The sequence below is a fragment of the Vibrio furnissii CIP 102972 genome (genome assembly GCF_000176175.1).
Classification (GTDB): domain Bacteria; phylum Pseudomonadota; class Gammaproteobacteria; order Enterobacterales; family Vibrionaceae; genus Vibrio; species Vibrio furnissii.
On sequence record NZ_ACZP01000014.1, the window covers coordinates 860598 to 876839 of the forward strand.

Genomic DNA, 16242 nt, shown 5'->3' on the forward strand with positions numbered 1-16242 from the left:
TTTCGTGAATTAGTCATTGTCACGGCCAACGAACGTGGTTTTTTCCACCAGGTTGCCTGCTGAATCTTTGGTGGCGAATTTCACGGTTTTCGCGTTGCTTGCGTGGTTTTTGTAAGTCACGGCACCGTTTTGGTCGGTCACGTAGTGCTGGCCTTGAACATCAACCGGATAACTACCGAGTGCTTGACCGTGTTGCGTCACATACGCAGTGGCTTGATTATCACGAGCGGACACGCTCATTTGCAGATCCGATGCCATGGCGCCAGCCGCAAACGTGGTTGAAATTACGGTAGCAGCAAGAATAGAAGCGAGCTTAGTCATGTTAGTTTCCTCATTCGATTTGTGTTTGTGTCGCACCTCAGTGCTTGGGATAAATAGTAGATCTAAGTCACACTTCGTTCGATAGGATAGATTGGCTGATCATGTTCAAATAAATCGAACAAATAATGATCGGTCCAATGAGTGATTCTCATGATATTGATGTGACTGATGGCGACGAGGATCACAAAATTAATTGTAATGAGAATTAAACTCAGTTAGATTCTTGAGCCTTGTCGTTTACACAACATCTATAAGAAATATTAATGAAGGCTAACATTCATCCTCTTGTTCTGGCTGTGCTTGCTGGTTTATCCGCGCAGGCTGTTGCAGCCGATGACGTTTCGCAAACCAACACCATTTCTAGCAATACCGTTCCCACGAATACAGTCGCCACCAATACGGCCGCCTCGAGCACCGCGCCCGCCAGCAACGATACCGTGACCGTTTACGGCCGTGCATTGTCGCTCTACCGCGCGCAAGAAACGAGCTTAGCCACCAAAACTCCCACGGCGATTGACGATACACCGCAGTCGATTCAGGTACTGCCGCAACAATTGATTGAAGACCAAGGCGCGCGTCAGGTGACCGACTTGTATCGCTCGATCAGTGGCGTGAGCCAGTATTCCTACTCCGGCGTGACGTTTCGCGGTTTTCGCCAAGATCAGATTCTTTATGATGGCGTGCGCGGCGACCCGTTCAACGGTTTCGCCATTCCGCAGCTGTTCAACATTGAGCAGGTCGAAGTGCTGAAAGGCCCGTCTTCGGCGGTGATGGGCAGCGGGGAACCGGGCGGCGTGATCAACTATGTGACCAAAAAGCCGACCTACGACACCAAACGCCGCGTGTCAGTGACGGGCGGCAATCAGGATTTTGTCAGCGGCAGTGTGGAGTTGTCAGGGCCAGTAACCGACGATAAAAGCCAGCGCTATCGCGTCGCGATTTATCAGGACCACGAAAACCCGTCACGCAACAACACCGATGTGCGCAACCGAATCATCGATTTGGGCTACGCGTGGGATATGACGGATAACACCACGGTGACGGCGCAATTTACCGACATCATTCAGCATTACGGCGGCGCGCGTCTGCGCGGCATTCCCACCGATGATGACGGCAACTTCTTGGCCGATATCGACTGGAACGCCAACGAAGCGTCGGACTATCAAGACTTAGAAGCGCAGGTGTACCAGATGCGCGTTGACCACAGTTTCAACGACTGGCTGAGCGGTGATGTGACGCTGCGGTACTACGAAAACACAGAAACGCAGAAGTATCACGAACCCAACGGTTTGGTGGATACCGATGGCGACGGCGTGGTGGATTGGAGCAAGCGCCAATACCGCGATCAGGTGCGTCACAACAAAGCGGGGTCGGTGACGGCAAACTTGGTGGCGGAACTGGGCGATCACACCGTGCTTATCGGCGGTGATTATTACCGTCTTGATGAAGATTATGTTTATTACCGTGCCAATGTGGACGGCATCAGTCTGACTGATCCGGAATATGGCGCGGATACCTCCAGCTACACGCTGAAACTTGCCAAGCAAACCGATTCGCGTTCGCAGCGTTATGGCGCGTATGTGCAGGATCAGTGGGCGGTGACTGAGCGCTGGAACGTGCTGTCGGGCCTGCGCATCGATGGTTACAAAGACACAATCAACGACATCAAAGCGGGCAGCGAGAGCGATTATACCGGCTCTGGCATGTCTTACCGCTTGGGGTCTACGTATCGCATCAACGATCAATGGCATCCGTATGCCGTCGTGGCGACGGGTTTTGTGCCGCAGGATGTGTCTGACCAAGCGGAGTCGAACGGTGGCCCGTTTGATCCGGAAGAGAGCCTGATGTACGAAACGGGTGTGCGCACCTACTGGCTGGACAATGCGCTGAACGTCAATGTGGCGCTGTACCACATTATCAAAGAGAACATTCTGCAAACGGATCCGGACGATGACACGCGCTCAGTAGCCTACGGCAAAGTGCGCAGCCAAGGCGTTGAAGTCGACATGCTGGCGGATTTGACCGACAACTGGAGCGCCAACCTGAGCTACGCCTACAACGACACGCGCGTGAAAGAAGCGTACGACGGCATCAGCGGGACAGTGGGCACTCGATTTGCCAACGCGCCGCATCACCAGTTGGGCGTGTGGACGCGCTATGACATCACCGCCATCGACTCGTCTGTTGGCTTTGGTGCCGATCACGTCAGTGAACAGTACAACCAGAGCGGCCAGACGGTGAAAGCCTTCACCGTGTTTGATGCGTCATGGCAGACCCGCTGGCAACAGTGGCAGTTCCAGTTCAACGTGAAGAACCTGTTTGATAAGAAGTACGCGGTGAGTGGCTTCATCGACCGAACCGGTTCCTTCCCGGGTGAGCAGCGTCGTCTCTACCTCACGGCGAGCTACGATTTTTAAGTGTGACGATCAGGTCCGGCATCCGCTGGGCCTGTTTCGTTTTGAGCCTAGCTCAGTCTGTTGAGTGATGGAATATGAATAATTCTCAATAAAATTTGCATTCATTTTGTGAGCTAAATCATTACAATCACCGATGGTGATGCGGCCAATGAATGTTAAATCTCAATCAATTAGGTAAAGAACAATGAAATGGTGTCGATGGATTGTGCGCAGCGTTGTGCTCGTCAGTGGCTGTCTAAGCTTGATGGCCTCGGCTGTAACTGTGACGGACAGTCACGGTGAATTCACCTTGAATCAGGTGCCACAGCGCATTGTTGCGCTGGAATTTTCTTTTGTGGATGCACTGGCTGCGGTGGATGTCAGCCCAGTGGGCATCGCGGATGACAACGACCCAAGTCGATTGCTGCCTGCGGTGAGTGCCAAGCTCGGCCAGTGGCAGTCGGTCGGCACGCGCTCTCAACCGAGTCTGGAAGTGATTGCGTCGCTGAAACCGGATCTGATCATCGCAGATGTTGATCGCCACTCTGCGGTGTATCGCGATTTGTCGAAAATTGCGCCGACGCTCTTACTGCCTTCGCGTCGCGAAACTTATGAAGATAACCTTAAATCGGCGGCGATCATCGGCAAAGTGATCGGTAAAGAGGCTGAAATGCAGCAGCGCTTAGCGCAGCATCATCAGTTGATGGCCCACTACGCGGCGCAGTTGTCTGGCCTGAACCATCAGACCGTGCAATTTGGTGTGGCGCGTGAAAATGGCTTTTATGCGCACGCGGCGGAATCGTATGCGGGGGGCGTGATTCATGCGCTGGGACTGGCTGCACCCACTGGGCTGAAAAATGAAAATGCGTCGCGCCAAATCAGTTTAGAGCAGCTGTTGGCCCTCAACCCGAACTACCTGGTGGTCGGCGATTACACCGAACAGAGCATTGTCAGCCGTTGGCAGAAACAGCCGTTGTGGAACGTGCTGAATGCGGTGCGAGCCAAGCAGGTGCTGCATGTGGATGGCAACATGTGGGCGCGCTGCCGAGGCATTCTGGCCGCGGAATACATGGCGGCAGATCTGGCGAAACTGGTTCAATCCTGATGCGGTTGACGCTATCGATTCAACGAACGGGCGTGGTGATCACGCTCGTTGTCTTTCTGCTGCTCGTTGCTTGGTGCGCGCTGTTTGCTTACTCGGCGGTGCCGGTGTCTGCGACGGATGCGCTGACGGCACTGTGGGCGCCGAATGAGCAGGTCATTGCGCATGTGATTGTGCGCGATATTCGTCTGCCGCGGGTGCTCGATGCGGCTTTGGTTGGCGCCAGTCTGGCGGCGGCCGGCACGTTGATGCAGGGACTGACTCGCAACCCGCTGGCATCACCCAGTTTGTTTGGTGTGAACGCAGGTGCGGCGCTGGGCATGGCGCTGGTGACCACCGTGTTTGCCGCTTCATCGTCACTCAGCAGCCCGCTGGCTGCGATGATCGGCGGGTTGAGCGCATGGTGCTTGGTGATGATGCTCGGCGGCGCGTGGAAAATGGGTGCCGAGCGTGGGCAACTGGTGCTGGCGGGGATTGCCATCTCCGCCTTGTGTAGTGCCTTGACCAAAGCCAGCGTGATTCTGGTGGAAGATCAGGCCGCCAGTGTGATGGTGTGGCTGGCGGGCTCGTTTGCCCATGTGGAGTGGCGCACTTGGCACATGAGTTGGCCGCCGCTGTCGCTGGCGCTGGTGCTCAGTATGTTACTGGCTCCGAAAGTGAATGTGCTGGCGATGGGGGATGAGCGGGTGAAAAGCCTGGGCGTGAACCTAACGCTGCTGCGCGTGCTGGTGGGGCTAGCGGTGTTGGTGCTGGTTGGCATTAGTGTCAGCACGGTCGGCGCGATTGCATTTGTGGGGCTGATTGTGCCGCACATGGCTCGCCTTCTGGTCGGTTACGATCACCGAATTTTGCTGCCGGTGGTGATGCTGTTGGGCGCTATTCTTACGCTTGGCGCCGATATCATCAGCCGCGCGGTGGTGTTTCCCACGGAAACGCCCGCAGGGGCGGTGTTGGCGCTGATTGGCGCGCCGTGTTTCCTCTATCTGGTGAGGAAAAAACAATGAATCCGATCCGTAAAACGCAACTGATTCTGTTATGTCTGTTGGTGGTGGCGGCTGTAGCCAATCTGAGTTTGGGCGCGGTCAATCTCAGCACGGCGCAGGTGTGGAATGGCCTATTTCAAGGCAGCGAACACTATTTCACCATTCACGACTATCGCCTGCCCCGCGTGTGGATTGCACTGCTAGTGGGGGCGATGCTCGCCACCGCGGGCGTGCTGATTCAAGGCGTGATTCGCAACCCGCTCGCCTCACCAGACATTCTTGGCGTTAGCCATGGCGCAGGGCTTGCAGCGGTCGCGCTGATGACGCTGTGGCCGACCCTCTCCGTCTATTGGTTACCGGCAGCGGCGCTGGCGGGCGGGATGGCCTCGGCGCTGGTGCTGGCGTTGGTGTGCGGTGGTCAAACTGCGCCGGTCAAACTGGCGATTACCGGCGTGGCGCTCGCGGCATTATACGGCAGTGCGATTGACTTTTTGATCCTCACGCAGCCGCTAGAAATCAACAATGCGTTGCTGTGGCTGACTGGCAGTTTGTGGGGGCGCGGCTGGTCGCAACTAACGCTGCTCTGGCCGTGGTGGGTGCTGCTTCCTGTGGTGCTGTGGCTCAGCAATGCGCTGAATCTGCTCACGCTGGGTGATGAACGCGCCACAAGCCTCGGCATTTCGGTCGCTTGGGTCCGCGCTGGCGCACTGCTGGTGGCGGTCATCTGGACCTCAGCGGCGGTCGCGGTGTGCGGCCCGCTCAGTTTCCTCGGCTTGGTCGCGCCGCATCTGGCGCGGCAACTGGTGGGCGGGCGCCATCAACAGCTGCTGCCGACGGCGATGCTGGTCGGCGCTCTATTGCTGCTGGTGGCCGATCTGATCGCGCGTATCATCCATCCGCCGCTGGAACTGCCCGCGGGGATCCTGACCGCGATCATCGGCGCGCCGTACTTTTTATATCTGTTAATGAGAATGAGATAAGCCATGCGTTTAACCACTGAAAATCTGATTGTCGGCTATGGCAAAGGGCCGATCGTGAACGGTGTGGATGTCGTCATTCCGGAAGGCAAAATTACTGCGTTGCTCGGCCCCAACGGCTGTGGGAAATCCACGTTGCTGAAAACCTTGTCACGCATTCTCCATGCCGAAAGCGGGCAGGTGTTGTGGCAGGGCAAACCGATCGCGCAGGTGCCGTCGCGTTTGTTGGCACAGCAACTGGCACTGTTGCCACAATCGCAGGAGCCGCCGGAAGGGGTGAGTGTGCGCGAAGCAGTGGCGTATGGTCGCAGTCCGTACACTGGATTCTGGGGCCAGCTGTCTAGCGAGGACAAGCGCATGGTCGAGCAAGCGATGCAGGCGACCGGCGTGGCGGAATTTGCCGAGCGCGCGGTGTCGGATCTGTCCGGCGGTCAGCGTCAGCGCGTGTGGCTGGCCCTGACCTTGGCGCAAGATACCGATTTTGTGCTGCTCGACGAACCGACGACTTACCTTGATATCAACCATCAGGTCGAACTGATGAAGCTGATGTGCCTGCTCAATCAGCAGGGCAAAACCATTGTCACGGTGCTGCACGACATCAATCAGGCATGCCGTTATTGCGACCACCTGATTGTGATGCAGCGCGGACGCATTGTTGGCGAAGGGGCACCTGGCGACGTGATGACGCCGCAACTGCTCGCCAATGTGTTTGAACTGGATGCGGAAATTCACCGCGACCCGATTGCTGGCACGCCAATGTGCATTGTTCGCTGATCTGCGCGCACTCCCCAGTACTTCCCGCTTGAGATTGAGGCCCTGAACCTCGTCTAAGCGGGAACATTTTTCTTGTCTACGCCCCGATGATCGTTCTCCCTCTTTCATTCTGCGCCCAAGGTTTTAGCTGGGGGTAGGATGCTTTTTTCACCCGATCGCGCTGCAATGGCAGCGTGACATCAACGAGGTGAACATGAACGCAAGACAACAAGCCCAACAACACTTTGATCAAAGTGACGCGCCGCTGATCGTCGGTGACGTGAGCCACTGCCCGTTGCCGCCGGAGCAACTGGCGACATTAAACGCCGATTCGCCATACGTGGTTGAGGTGATTGGTTCTGGTCTGACTGCGGAGGTGTTTCACCTGCGGGTGAACGGGCAGGATTACAATCTGAAAAAACGCCGCCAGACGGCCAAAGTTGCCAATCTTGACGGGCAATATTCGTTTCTCAACGAAGTGCAGCGCAGGCGAGATTTTCATGCCCTGAAAGCAAATCCGGCCACCGCGCCGCGCTTTGCCCACATTGTGCCCACGCTCTATGCGGATTATCGGCTGGGCATTCTGCTCTCGCCGTGGATTGACGGGCAACACATCCAAACGCTGACGCCGGATTTGATGGAGCAACTGTTGGTGACGCTGGAGGCATGCGAAGCCCAAGGGCTGATGGAGTGGGATTTGTGCAGCGGGAATATGCTGGTGGACAGCGACAATCAGCTGTGGCTGTTTGACTTTGGTTACATGTACCCGTTTGATCCGCTGCGCGAGTTCAACAGCAACGGCACGCAAGACCCGATATTTCATGCGGTGGAACGTTTTGAAACCCGCTTCTTCTTTGGCTGGTTGTTGTCCAGCGCACTGACCGAGACGCAGCAACTGACCCTGTTTCGCCAACTGAAACAACGGGCTGTGGCGAGTTATCAGCGCAAAATGCATTGGCTACACACTCAGCAGGCGACTTCACCCGTGCTGGCGCATTACCGCCAAATCATAGCGCGTTGGCAAACGGCGCTGAGCAGTGAACACGCGCTCGTTCATCTGTTTCAACTGGAGGCGTTTCGCTCTCACGTGCTCGATATTGAAGACGATCTGCACGGTCAGTCGTGCACGCCGCTGACCCTGAAACGCATCGATTACGTGCTGGATGTGATTGCGAACGATTACTCCAATATCGCGCAACATGGCGGCCTGTTTTATGCCAATCACGGCAAATCAGCCACGCAACTGACGAATGATTATCAACGCAAGCGTGAGCTGGCGCAGCAGTATCAGATTCGTTAGCCCAGCAATTCGTCAACTTGGCGATGGGTTGGTTCAGAGCGCCGTTTGCGCCGCGCAGTCCGTTGACTAATCATGGCGGGGCTCATCATGAACGGACTGCAATTTGTGCTGAATCAACGCCGTCATCCAGTCCATCAAAACGCGGACCCGCTTGGCGAGATGTCGGCGATGTGGATAGAGCAGGTACACGGGCAGCGGCTGACAAGTGAAGTTTGCCAGCACTTCAACCAATTGCCCGCTGGCGACCAGCTTACGCACGCCCGATTCTGGCGTTTGAATCAGCCCGATGCCCGCCAAACACGCCGCGGTGTAAGACTCGGCATTGTTGACCGTCAGCGCGCCCGCCATCTCAATGGTGCGCAACCGTTCGCCATCCCAGTATTCCCAACCGTCCGGCTGACCGCCGAGATTTTGCGCGTAGTGCACCAGTTGATGGTGCGATAAGTCATCCGGCGTTTGCGGCTCGCCATGGCGCGCCAGATAGTCGGGGCTGGCATAGGTACGTACCGCCATGTCACACACCTTACGTGCGATCAGCGCTGAATCACTCAACTGCCCGGCACGAACCACAAAATCAAACCCTTCCCGCACCACATCGACGCGGCGATCAGTGCTGCTCAGTTCCAACTGAACGCCCGGATGCTGCTGCAGAAATTCGGCCAGATGCGGCACAACCACGCCTTTTGCCATCCCCGTTGGCATGTCGACCCGAATGCGCCCGCTGAGCTGCTGCTCTGTTTGGACGAATAAAGTATCGAGTTCTTCAAATTCAGCCAGCAGATCGAGGCAACGCTCATAGTAGGTGCGTCCGTCAGGCGTTAACGACACTTTGCGTGTCGTGCGCTGCAAAAGGCGCGCGCCTGCCTGCGTTTCAAGCAGTTGGATGTGATTTGAGACGCTGGCTTTCGGCAGCCCTAACTCTTCGGCAGCGCGGCTGAAGCTGGCAAGCTCCGCAACGCGCACAAAGGTGTGCATGGCAGTCAGGCGATCCATGGATGGCTCCTATTGTTCGTGAATGATGAATAGTGTAATCAATTTATCGTTGTTTATCCTACTTATGTTGGCTAATAAGCTGTATTGACTGTAACCCAACACCAAAAAAGGAAACTCCAATGGATTCTCGTATTGCTTTGATCACCGGTGCCAGCCGTGGGCTGGGCCAAAATGGCGCGCTGAAACTGGCCAAGCAGGGCGTGGATATTATTCTCACCTACCACAGTCAGGCCGAGCAGGCGCAGCAAGTGGTGGCAGAGATTGAAGCGCTCGGCCGCAAAGCCGTGGCGATTCAGCTCGATACCGGCAACATCAGCGAATTTGAGCCGTTTGTGGCCGAAGTGAAGCAGGTTTTAGCCACACATTGGCAGCGGGACGATTTCGATTTTCTGGTCAACAATGCCGGCATTGGTATGGATGCCAGCCTGACCGACGCCAGCGAAGCGCTGTTTGATCGCCTGTGCAATATTCATTTCAAAGGTGTGTTTTTCTTGACGCAGGCGCTGGCTCCTTTGCTACGTGATGGTGGTCGTATTCTTAATGTTTCATCCGGCCTGACCCGTTTTGCCATGCCGGGGAAAGGGGTGTATGCCGCGATGAAAGGAGCGATTGAAGTCTATACCCGTTATCTGGCTAAAGAGCTGGGCAGCCGGGGGATTCGCGTTAACGTTCTCGCGCCAGGGGCGATTGAAACCGATTTTGGCGGTGGCGCGGTGCGTGATGTGGAGGCGATCAATGCGCATGTGTCGGCCAACACCGCGTTGGGCCGTGCGGGGCTGCCGGATGACATCGGCGGCGTGATGGCTTCACTGCTGGTCGGCGACACCGGATGGATCCAAGGTCAGCGCATCGAAGCGTCTGGCGGCATGTTCTTATAAGTTTTATCGAGCGTATTGAAATGCCCCGGGCCGTTGGCTCGGGGCGTTTTGTTTGCACCGGGCAGCAGGCATGACGACACGTCGCAGCTCTGCCGCTTGACTCATGAAACATTCTCAATACAATGCATGTACGTTTTATATATGTATCGTATCATCATGGGCATCGTAAAAATCTCCGATGAGCTGCATGAAGAACTGCGCAAAGCAAGTTCGGTGATGTCACGCTCAATCAACTCTCAAGCAGAATTCTGGATCAAAATGGGCATGTTGGCGGAATTGCATCCGCAACTCTCTTTCAATGAAATCGTGGCGAACTTAATGCAATCGGTGAATGTGTCTGCCACCCACATTGCGGTGACCGCAGAGGCAAATCATGAATCATGACATTCACATCAAATCGGAAGATGACATTGCATTGATGCGCGAGTCGGGCAGATTACTGGCGCAGGTGTTCAAGATGTTGGACACCTACGTTCAACCGGGCGTGTCGACCATGGACATCAACAACACGGTGGAAGCGTTTATTGAACAAGAACTGAACGCACGCCCAGCCAGCAAAGGCCAATACGGCTATGAGTTTGTGCTCAATTCATCGATCAACGAAGTGGTGTGCCACGGCGTGCCGAAGGTGACGCAATTTCTCAAACGCGGCGACATCGTCAACCTCGATATCACGCTGGAGAAAAATGGTTTCATCGCCGATTCGAGCAAAATGTACGTGATGCCAGATGCCTCACCGCTGGCCAAAAAGCTGGTGGACACTACCTACAACGCCATGTGGGAAGGGATTAAATTGGTGAAACCGGGCGCAAAATTGGGTGATATCGGCCACGCCATTCAGCACTATGCAGAATCTCGCGGTTATAGCGTGGTACGCGAATACTGCGGCCATGGTATTGGGCGCGAAATGCATGAAGAACCGCAAGTGCTGCATTACGGTTTGCCCAATCGAGGGTTGACGTTGAAAGAAGGGATGACCTTCACGATCGAACCGATGATTAACCAAGGCACCGCCAAGATCAAAACCAAGAACGATGGGTGGACGGTGATCACGCGCGATAAAAAGCTGTCGGCGCAGTCAGAGCACACGATTTTAGTGACTCATACGGGCTATGAAGTGTTGACGCTACGCGATGAGGAACAATTGCCAGAGGCCTAAAGGGCGTCAGGCCATGCCACATTTGGGGCTGGGCACGGTGTATCGACCGTCACCGCGCCATGTGCAGAATCGGGAACGGTTTGCCGAGGTCGTCTAAGGGCGATCGGGAGACCACATGAAAGCCCATGTGCTGATAAAACCCCGTCGCAGCGGGGTTTTGTTCGTTCACATCGACGGCGTTTGCAGCCATGTGTTCCATGGCGTGCAGTAACAACTGTTTGCCGATACCTTGACCACGTGCTTCATTCAACACAAACAGCATTTCAATCTTGCCCTCGTGCACGCCAATAAAGCCGACAATAGCGCCTACCGCGTTTCTGATGTAGCGCAGCGCGACCGCCGAAAAGGCGTGTTCAAGAATCAGCGGTTTAAAAAACGCGATGTCATCTTCTGTGATGAAGTCGTGTGTGGCGCGAACGGAATTTTCCCATACCGCTAACAGTTGCGGATAGTGTTCAGGCCCTGCGGTTTCGATGATCATGGGGCAATCTCTTGGTGCATTCTTTTCGTACATTTTGTTGGTGTATTCTTCTGGTATGAGGGGCGCTGTTCAACACCATCGTGCGATCCATTTAAGGTGCTCTCCATTTACGGTGCTCTCCATTTACGGCGATATCATTCGCTACGTTTTACGCCGATCAGGTTGTTTTTCGCGGATCAGGGTGTTTCGCGCCGCAGTGGCTTGGTCAGCAGGTGCTGTTTTTCGGCAAAGCCGGATTGTGCGTAGAAACGGATGGCGCCATCGTTGTTTGACCACACGTGCAATTCAAGCGCTGTCGCACCTTGCGCGGCTGCCCAGCTTTCAAATGCTGCCAACAGGTCATCGGCGACGCCTTGTCGGCGAGCGTGCGGTGACACAATCAACTCGTCGACGTATCCCGTGCAGCGCGACTGTACCCACCGGTGTTCTCGCGTCCGGGTGATTTGACCAAGTAACGCGCCGACCACGAGGCCTTCGTGTTCGGCCACGAGAAGCTGCTGCCCGGCATCATCGATGATCGCTTGCAACTCTGGTGCTGTCAGCACATCGCTGGTGACGCGCACGGTCTCCGGCGCCAACGTGGCGTTGTGTTGGTTCTCCGTCACAAAGAGCGCCACCAAGGCGTGCAGATCGTTCACCGTTGCTTCGCGTGTCACGCGAGGCTTCTGCACGCTTGAGTCCAAAAGCGCAGGCTCAAGAGCCATTATTTTTTCATCATCTTGGCTAAGTCTGCAAACGGGTTGTACGTCGCGCCTTGATGTTCATCTTGGCCGGGCTTAATTTCGCTGCCGTACAAATCATGCTCGAGGTATTTGCTGTGCTCATGATCATGGCAATACAGACACAACAGTTCCCAGTTGCTGCCATCTTCAGGATTGTTGGTGTGGTCGTGATCTTTGTGGTGAACCGTCAATTCACGCAGGTTGGAATAAACAAATTCTCGTGCACATCGGCCGCATACCCAAGGGTAGAGTTTGAGTGCTTTTTCGCGATAACCGGCTTCTTTACGAGCGTAATTGGCACTGGTGCCGTAATGATCTGATGACATGGTTGTCTTCCACAAAATAGAGTATGCGCCGATGCTATCACGACAACGAGGCCGGAAACAGTGACCCAGATTCAGTGGGGCGTTGAGTGGGCTGGGATTGAGATGTACGCAGAGCGTTGCGATCCCGTTCCCCGTTGCCAACGAGCGACAGGGAACGCAATGACCTAATGAGGAAAAAGGAGGCTGAGTGGGCCATTTTATTGGTTGGACAACCCTGCCAACTGGCGTGTGATCTCGGTTAATGCACTCCAGTCTTTATTACCTAAGCCGTTGGCGTTGGCGGCAATTAAATTCTCTTTTGCGCCTAAAATTGCTGAAGGTTTCACGCCACAAGCGGTGAACGCGGTATCAAAAATCAATGCGTCTTTCAATCCGGCGCTCAGGTCAAACCCCACAGTGTCAAATTCTCGATTTGCTATTTTTTCTGCGTAGCTGCTCATTGCTTCGTTCCCAGCAAAGAACATTTTGGCCACGGCGAGCACTTGTCTTTGATCCAACTGACGTTTCTCAGCAAAGGTAAAGATTTCGCCCAACATGGCGAGCTGAGCCATTGCCATGTAGTTCACGCATATTTTCATGGCGTTGGCTGAACTTGCCACTGAACCGACCAAGACGTGTTTCACGGTATAGGTGTCAATGATGGGTAACACCGCGTCGATCGCAGTCGTATTACCGGCAAGAAACGTAATCAATTGACCCGCAGCAGCGGCGTCTGGGCGGCCGACGACCGGTGCAGCAATGTAGTGGCACGCGCGTTTTTCATGTCCCGTTTTGAGCGCATCTGCGGTGGTTGGTTGGATGGTTGTCAAGCCGACATGGATCTTCCCTGCGGTCATGGACTCGAGAATACCATGTTCTCCTTGGCATAAGTCGTTGAGCGATTTGTCATCCAGCACACTGGTGAAAATGATATCGGATTGCTCAACGAGTTGTTTGATGCTGCTTGCGACGTTAGCGCCACGTTGCTGGAATGGCTCCGTTTTCGATACGGTTCTGTTGTAAACCGTTAATGAATATCCTGCTTTTTGAATATTTTCACAGATACCTGAGCCCATTTTACCAAGGCCAATAAAACCAATTTTGAGTGCTGATGTGTTCATATGTATTCACCTACTAGGGTTTGTCTTTGATGGTGAACACTTTATCGAGCGAGGTGTTTTCAGCCTTAACAATTGTTAACGAATCACCGACTTTTTGCTTTGATGCGGCTTAAAGACACAGGGGTGATGCCCAGATACGTGGCGATGTAATGATGAGGAACTTTGTCAAAAATATCGGGTTGCTTGTGGAGTAACTCTTCGTAGCGCTGTTGGGGGTTGTTTTTGATGCGCGAGATGAACAACGCTTGGTAATGGTAAAGCCGTTCTGTGATGTAATCATCAACGGCTTGCTTGAACGGCGCGTGATCCGCTAACTGTTGATTGAATTCATGTTTGTTGATGGCGTGCAACCGACATTCGGTAATGGTTTCGATGTTGTATAGCGCTGGAAGGTTGCGTTTGAAGCTATCAAACGATGTGACGATGTCGCCTTCAAAAAAGAACTGAAACGTCACATCGTTGCCATGATGGTTAAACCACGATCTCACGCAGCCTTTCTCGATGATGTACACCGCATCACAGATGTCTCCCTCGTTAAGAAGGGTTTCTCTCTTTTTGACATGACGGATGTGGCCCACTTGAATCAAATGTGGAAATGTTGAGAAGATTGAAGAACTCATGGTGTTTCCCCAGAACGAGTGCAACGATGTTGTGCAGCGTTCAGACTATCACAGCGTCAATTCCCAAGTCTTCTTCTCTCGGAATCCAGTGCACAAATCTAAAGCGGGTTTGCGCGCAGGTCATGCCGCGGGGTGACCTGCGCATTCATTGGGATGTTCGGGAAGAGAAAAAAGGATTGGCCGAGCGACCAATCCTTGTGAGCTTGGGAAGGTTAGCTTACTCGTAATCAGACGCGTATGTTTCTGCGTAAGTGTGTGAGTAGAGTTCGAACAGGTTGCCGAACGGGTCTTCCAGATACACCATTTTTGCTTGTTTGTTGTCGTCTTCTGGGTGGTAGCGCATGATGTCCATTCGCACTTTACCGCCAAACGCTTCCACGCGTTGAATGGTGCCTTCGAAATCATCGGTTTGCAGACAGAAGTGGAAGATGCCGATGCGAGAAAAGTCGACTTGGTGACGTTCTTGGCGTTCTTTCATTTCGAACAGCTCGAAACCGATGCCATCATTGGTTAGCAGATGCGCGATGTTAAAGCCTTTAAACCCTTCCCCAAAGACTGCGATACACATGCGGCCAATTGCGGTTTCGCGCTCTTCGGTCACTTGGGTATTGTCCATCACAATGCTCAGCCCCAAGGCTTTTGTGTAGAACTCGACGGCTTTGTTCATGTTGCCAACCATGATGCCCACGTGATTCATTTTCATACGATTCTCCAAAAATTGAGTTGTTTGTTTCGCTGTTTGTGTCGATGGAGAGAAGTATAGGGAATTGGATTTGAATTAAAAAATTATCAATATTTATAAAAATAATAATGTTTTGTTATTGTTTTCTGCCCGTTCGGGACGTCGCGACACCGCCGATGACGTGACTCGTCGAACACCATCGCGGGGTTTATCGAGCGAGATGGCATGGCTTATTGGGTTTCACGTTGACGAAAGCCGCTGGGCGTCAGTCCGGTCACGCGGCTGAATTCACGATTGAAGTTGGATTTGGTTTGAAAACCGGAATTCAGATAGACCTGCGTAATGCTCTCATCGCTGCGTAGCAAACGCTGCTTGGCGTACTCGATGCGATATTCATTGAGTATTTTTGAGATGTTGCGGCCGTGAATCTGATTGACCGCCATTGAAATCTGCCGCGCGGGAATCGTCAGTTTGCGCGCCAGACGATCCAGGGTTAAATCCGGATCGAGAAATGCCTGCTTTTCTTTCATCAGCGTATCGAGTCGCGTCAGAATCGCCTGCGCGTGTTCATCACTCATCGCATTGTTGTCGCTTTGCTCAACGGCAGAGTCCGGCGCGCTCGCTTGTGGCGCTTCTTCAGTTACGTGCAAAGTACTTTGCGCCACCATCACCACTGCTAACGCCAAGGTGGGCAACAATAGGGTGTAACCGACCGCCAGCACATACATCGCGTGGCGGCCCTCATACAGCGCGAAATCAAGCGTTAGCGCGCCATCAATGCAGGCAGAAAACAGCAGCATGCAACCGGCGATGCGCTCGGCGTAGCGCACCCAGTCCATATCGGACAACCGAACTTGTGGCGCTTCACTGCGCGAGGCCAGCAGCAGCGCGATACCGTAGCCGATATACAGCGCCGTCAGCATCAAATCCAGTGGCGCATGCCAATACGGATAGCTTAGCGACCCCACGGCAATCACCAGTGGCCCGAGCCAATGCAGGCGCGCAAGTCGTCCGGGTTGGTGGGCGCGGCGAAAACAGTGCCAAGCCGCCATCGGCACCATCGCGGCACACACTGGCTGCAACATGCGAAACAGCGCGATATCCAGCGTCCAGCGCAGGCCGACAATTGCTGTGGTTAAAGCGCAGAGCGCGGTAAACCAGCTGGCGGGTTTGGTCGCCGCATCGGATTTGACCCACAACACGATCGCCAACATCAACAGCAGCAATGAGACAACAAAGGGCAGGGGAATGGCGATCATCGGGTTTCCTTACATGGGTAACGTTTCATCATCCAACGTGCTAAGCCTACCGATTTCTCTGCGTCACGTGAAGCGATTGCGGTCCTCAAACCGGATTGAGGAAGTCCTCGAACCGGATCGAGGACGCGCCCGCCAAGGCATTGCGCCAAATTGACCCTGTTCGGCGCAATTGCCGGACAACATGTTTAAC

The 16242-nt window shown here is 54.2% G+C and carries 18 protein-coding genes; 9 read left to right on the top strand and 9 right to left on the bottom strand.

The genetic code is table 11. The features are described 5' to 3' along the window. Positions 1 to 9: 9 nt before the first annotated feature. On the bottom strand, positions 10 to 321 hold the full coding sequence (locus VFA_RS14085; protein WP_004727520.1) for a hypothetical protein: 312 nt from the start codon (positions 319 to 321) through the stop codon (positions 10 to 12). Positions 322 to 584: 263 nt separating this feature from the next. On the opposite strand from VFA_RS14085, the gene VFA_RS14090 reads away from it, so the two are divergent. The 6 genes from VFA_RS14090 to VFA_RS14115 all read left to right on the top strand — a co-directional run bounded on the left by VFA_RS14090 (position 585) and on the right by VFA_RS14115 (position 7832). Next, on the top strand, positions 585 to 2738 hold the full coding sequence (locus tag VFA_RS14090; protein WP_004727521.1) for a TonB-dependent siderophore receptor: 2154 nt from the start codon (positions 585 to 587) through the stop codon (positions 2736 to 2738). A gap of 184 nt (positions 2739 to 2922) precedes the next feature. Then, complete coding sequence (locus VFA_RS14095) at positions 2923 to 3822, top strand: Fe(3+) dicitrate ABC transporter substrate-binding protein (RefSeq protein WP_004727522.1); 900 nt, start codon at positions 2923 to 2925, stop codon at positions 3820 to 3822. Next, positions 3822 to 4823, top strand: coding sequence for an iron chelate uptake ABC transporter family permease subunit (locus VFA_RS14100; protein WP_004727523.1), 1002 nt, complete (start codon positions 3822 to 3824; stop codon positions 4821 to 4823). Before VFA_RS14095 ends, VFA_RS14100 begins: the two co-directional genes overlap by 1 nt. Beyond that, the gene (gene fecD, locus VFA_RS14105) at positions 4820 to 5782 is read left to right on the top strand and encodes a Fe(3+) dicitrate ABC transporter permease subunit FecD (RefSeq protein ID WP_004727524.1); all 963 of its coding nucleotides are present in this window, start codon (positions 4820 to 4822) and stop codon (positions 5780 to 5782) included. The genes VFA_RS14100 and fecD overlap by 4 nt, the downstream gene beginning before the upstream one ends. Positions 5783 to 5785: 3 nt before the next feature. Then, positions 5786 to 6553, top strand: a complete 768-nt coding sequence (fecE, locus tag VFA_RS14110; RefSeq protein ID WP_004727525.1) for a Fe(3+) dicitrate ABC transporter ATP-binding protein FecE — start codon at positions 5786 to 5788, stop codon at positions 6551 to 6553. A gap of 193 nt (positions 6554 to 6746) precedes the next feature. Next, positions 6747 to 7832: a protein kinase family protein gene (locus VFA_RS14115; RefSeq protein ID WP_004727526.1), complete on the top strand. Its 1086-nt coding sequence runs from the start codon at positions 6747 to 6749 to the stop codon at positions 7830 to 7832. Positions 7833 to 7898: 66 nt separating this feature from the next. Here the strand turns inward: VFA_RS14115 and VFA_RS14120 are convergent, their stop codons facing one another. Beyond that, positions 7899 to 8825, bottom strand: coding sequence for a LysR family transcriptional regulator (locus VFA_RS14120; protein ID WP_004727527.1), 927 nt, complete (start codon positions 8823 to 8825; stop codon positions 7899 to 7901). A 119-nt stretch (positions 8826 to 8944) separates the two neighbouring features. Here VFA_RS14120 and VFA_RS14125 point away from each other — a divergent pair, with 119 nt between their 5' ends. The 3 genes from VFA_RS14125 (at position 8945) to map (ending at position 10862) form a co-directional block, all read left to right on the top strand. Further along, complete coding sequence (locus VFA_RS14125; protein WP_004727528.1) at positions 8945 to 9703, top strand: SDR family NAD(P)-dependent oxidoreductase; 759 nt, start codon at positions 8945 to 8947, stop codon at positions 9701 to 9703. Between the two features lie 156 nt (positions 9704 to 9859). Beyond that, on the top strand, positions 9860 to 10087 hold the full coding sequence (locus VFA_RS14130; RefSeq protein WP_038152288.1) for a ParD-like family protein: 228 nt from the start codon (positions 9860 to 9862) through the stop codon (positions 10085 to 10087). Continuing rightward, the gene (gene map / locus VFA_RS14135; RefSeq protein WP_004727530.1) at positions 10077 to 10862 is read left to right on the top strand and encodes a type I methionyl aminopeptidase; all 786 of its coding nucleotides are present in this window, start codon (positions 10077 to 10079) and stop codon (positions 10860 to 10862) included. The genes VFA_RS14130 and map overlap by 11 nt, the downstream gene beginning before the upstream one ends. Positions 10863 to 10911: 49 nt before the next feature. Here the strand turns inward: map and VFA_RS14140 are convergent, their stop codons facing one another. From VFA_RS14140 to VFA_RS14170, 7 genes are all read right to left on the bottom strand, one after another. Beyond that, positions 10912 to 11343, bottom strand: a complete 432-nt coding sequence (locus tag VFA_RS14140) for a GNAT family N-acetyltransferase (RefSeq protein WP_004727531.1) — start codon at positions 11341 to 11343, stop codon at positions 10912 to 10914. A 176-nt stretch (positions 11344 to 11519) separates the two neighbouring features. Further along, positions 11520 to 12014 (bottom strand): GNAT family N-acetyltransferase, encoded by a 495-nt coding sequence (locus tag VFA_RS14145; protein ID WP_232281719.1) that lies wholly within the window; start codon positions 12012 to 12014, stop codon positions 11520 to 11522. A 32-nt stretch (positions 12015 to 12046) separates the two neighbouring features. Beyond that, positions 12047 to 12391, bottom strand: coding sequence for a YajD family HNH nuclease (locus VFA_RS14150; RefSeq protein WP_004727533.1), 345 nt, complete (start codon positions 12389 to 12391; stop codon positions 12047 to 12049). A 197-nt stretch (positions 12392 to 12588) separates the two neighbouring features. After that, positions 12589 to 13491, bottom strand: a complete 903-nt coding sequence (locus tag VFA_RS14155; RefSeq protein WP_004727534.1) for an NAD(P)-dependent oxidoreductase — start codon at positions 13489 to 13491, stop codon at positions 12589 to 12591. 83 nt (positions 13492 to 13574) lie between these two features. After that, on the bottom strand, positions 13575 to 14111 hold the full coding sequence (locus VFA_RS14160) for a Crp/Fnr family transcriptional regulator (RefSeq protein WP_004727535.1): 537 nt from the start codon (positions 14109 to 14111) through the stop codon (positions 13575 to 13577). Between the two features lie 217 nt (positions 14112 to 14328). Next, positions 14329 to 14814: a VOC family protein gene (locus VFA_RS14165; protein ID WP_004727536.1), complete on the bottom strand. Its 486-nt coding sequence runs from the start codon at positions 14812 to 14814 to the stop codon at positions 14329 to 14331. 209 nt (positions 14815 to 15023) lie between these two features. Next, complete coding sequence (locus VFA_RS14170) at positions 15024 to 16052, bottom strand: helix-turn-helix domain-containing protein (RefSeq protein ID WP_004727537.1); 1029 nt, start codon at positions 16050 to 16052, stop codon at positions 15024 to 15026. Positions 16053 to 16242: the final 190 nt, after the last annotated feature.

Coding starts and splice junctions, on each gene's coding strand:
- VFA_RS14085 (WP_004727520.1), bottom strand. CDS start 321: ATGACTAAGCTCGCTTCTATTCTTGCTGCTACCGTAATTTCAACCACG.
- VFA_RS14090 (WP_004727521.1), top strand. CDS start 585: ATGAAGGCTAACATTCATCCTCTTGTTCTGGCTGTGCTTGCTGGTTTA.
- VFA_RS14095 (WP_004727522.1), top strand. CDS start 2,923: ATGAAATGGTGTCGATGGATTGTGCGCAGCGTTGTGCTCGTCAGTGGC.
- VFA_RS14100 (WP_004727523.1), top strand. CDS start 3,822: ATGCGGTTGACGCTATCGATTCAACGAACGGGCGTGGTGATCACGCTC.
- fecD (WP_004727524.1), top strand. CDS start 4,820: ATGAATCCGATCCGTAAAACGCAACTGATTCTGTTATGTCTGTTGGTG.
- fecE (WP_004727525.1), top strand. CDS start 5,786: ATGCGTTTAACCACTGAAAATCTGATTGTCGGCTATGGCAAAGGGCCG.
- VFA_RS14115 (WP_004727526.1), top strand. CDS start 6,747: ATGAACGCAAGACAACAAGCCCAACAACACTTTGATCAAAGTGACGCG.
- VFA_RS14120 (WP_004727527.1), bottom strand. CDS start 8,825: ATGGATCGCCTGACTGCCATGCACACCTTTGTGCGCGTTGCGGAGCTT.
- VFA_RS14125 (WP_004727528.1), top strand. CDS start 8,945: ATGGATTCTCGTATTGCTTTGATCACCGGTGCCAGCCGTGGGCTGGGC.
- VFA_RS14130 (WP_038152288.1), top strand. CDS start 9,860: ATGGGCATCGTAAAAATCTCCGATGAGCTGCATGAAGAACTGCGCAAA.
- map (WP_004727530.1), top strand. CDS start 10,077: ATGAATCATGACATTCACATCAAATCGGAAGATGACATTGCATTGATG.
- VFA_RS14140 (WP_004727531.1), bottom strand. CDS start 11,343: ATGATCATCGAAACCGCAGGGCCTGAACACTATCCGCAACTGTTAGCG.
- VFA_RS14150 (WP_004727533.1), bottom strand. CDS start 12,391: ATGTCATCAGATCATTACGGCACCAGTGCCAATTACGCTCGTAAAGAA.
- VFA_RS14155 (WP_004727534.1), bottom strand. CDS start 13,491: ATGAACACATCAGCACTCAAAATTGGTTTTATTGGCCTTGGTAAAATG.
- VFA_RS14160 (WP_004727535.1), bottom strand. CDS start 14,111: ATGAGTTCTTCAATCTTCTCAACATTTCCACATTTGATTCAAGTGGGC.
- VFA_RS14165 (WP_004727536.1), bottom strand. CDS start 14,814: ATGAAAATGAATCACGTGGGCATCATGGTTGGCAACATGAACAAAGCC.
- VFA_RS14170 (WP_004727537.1), bottom strand. CDS start 16,052: ATGATCGCCATTCCCCTGCCCTTTGTTGTCTCATTGCTGCTGTTGATG.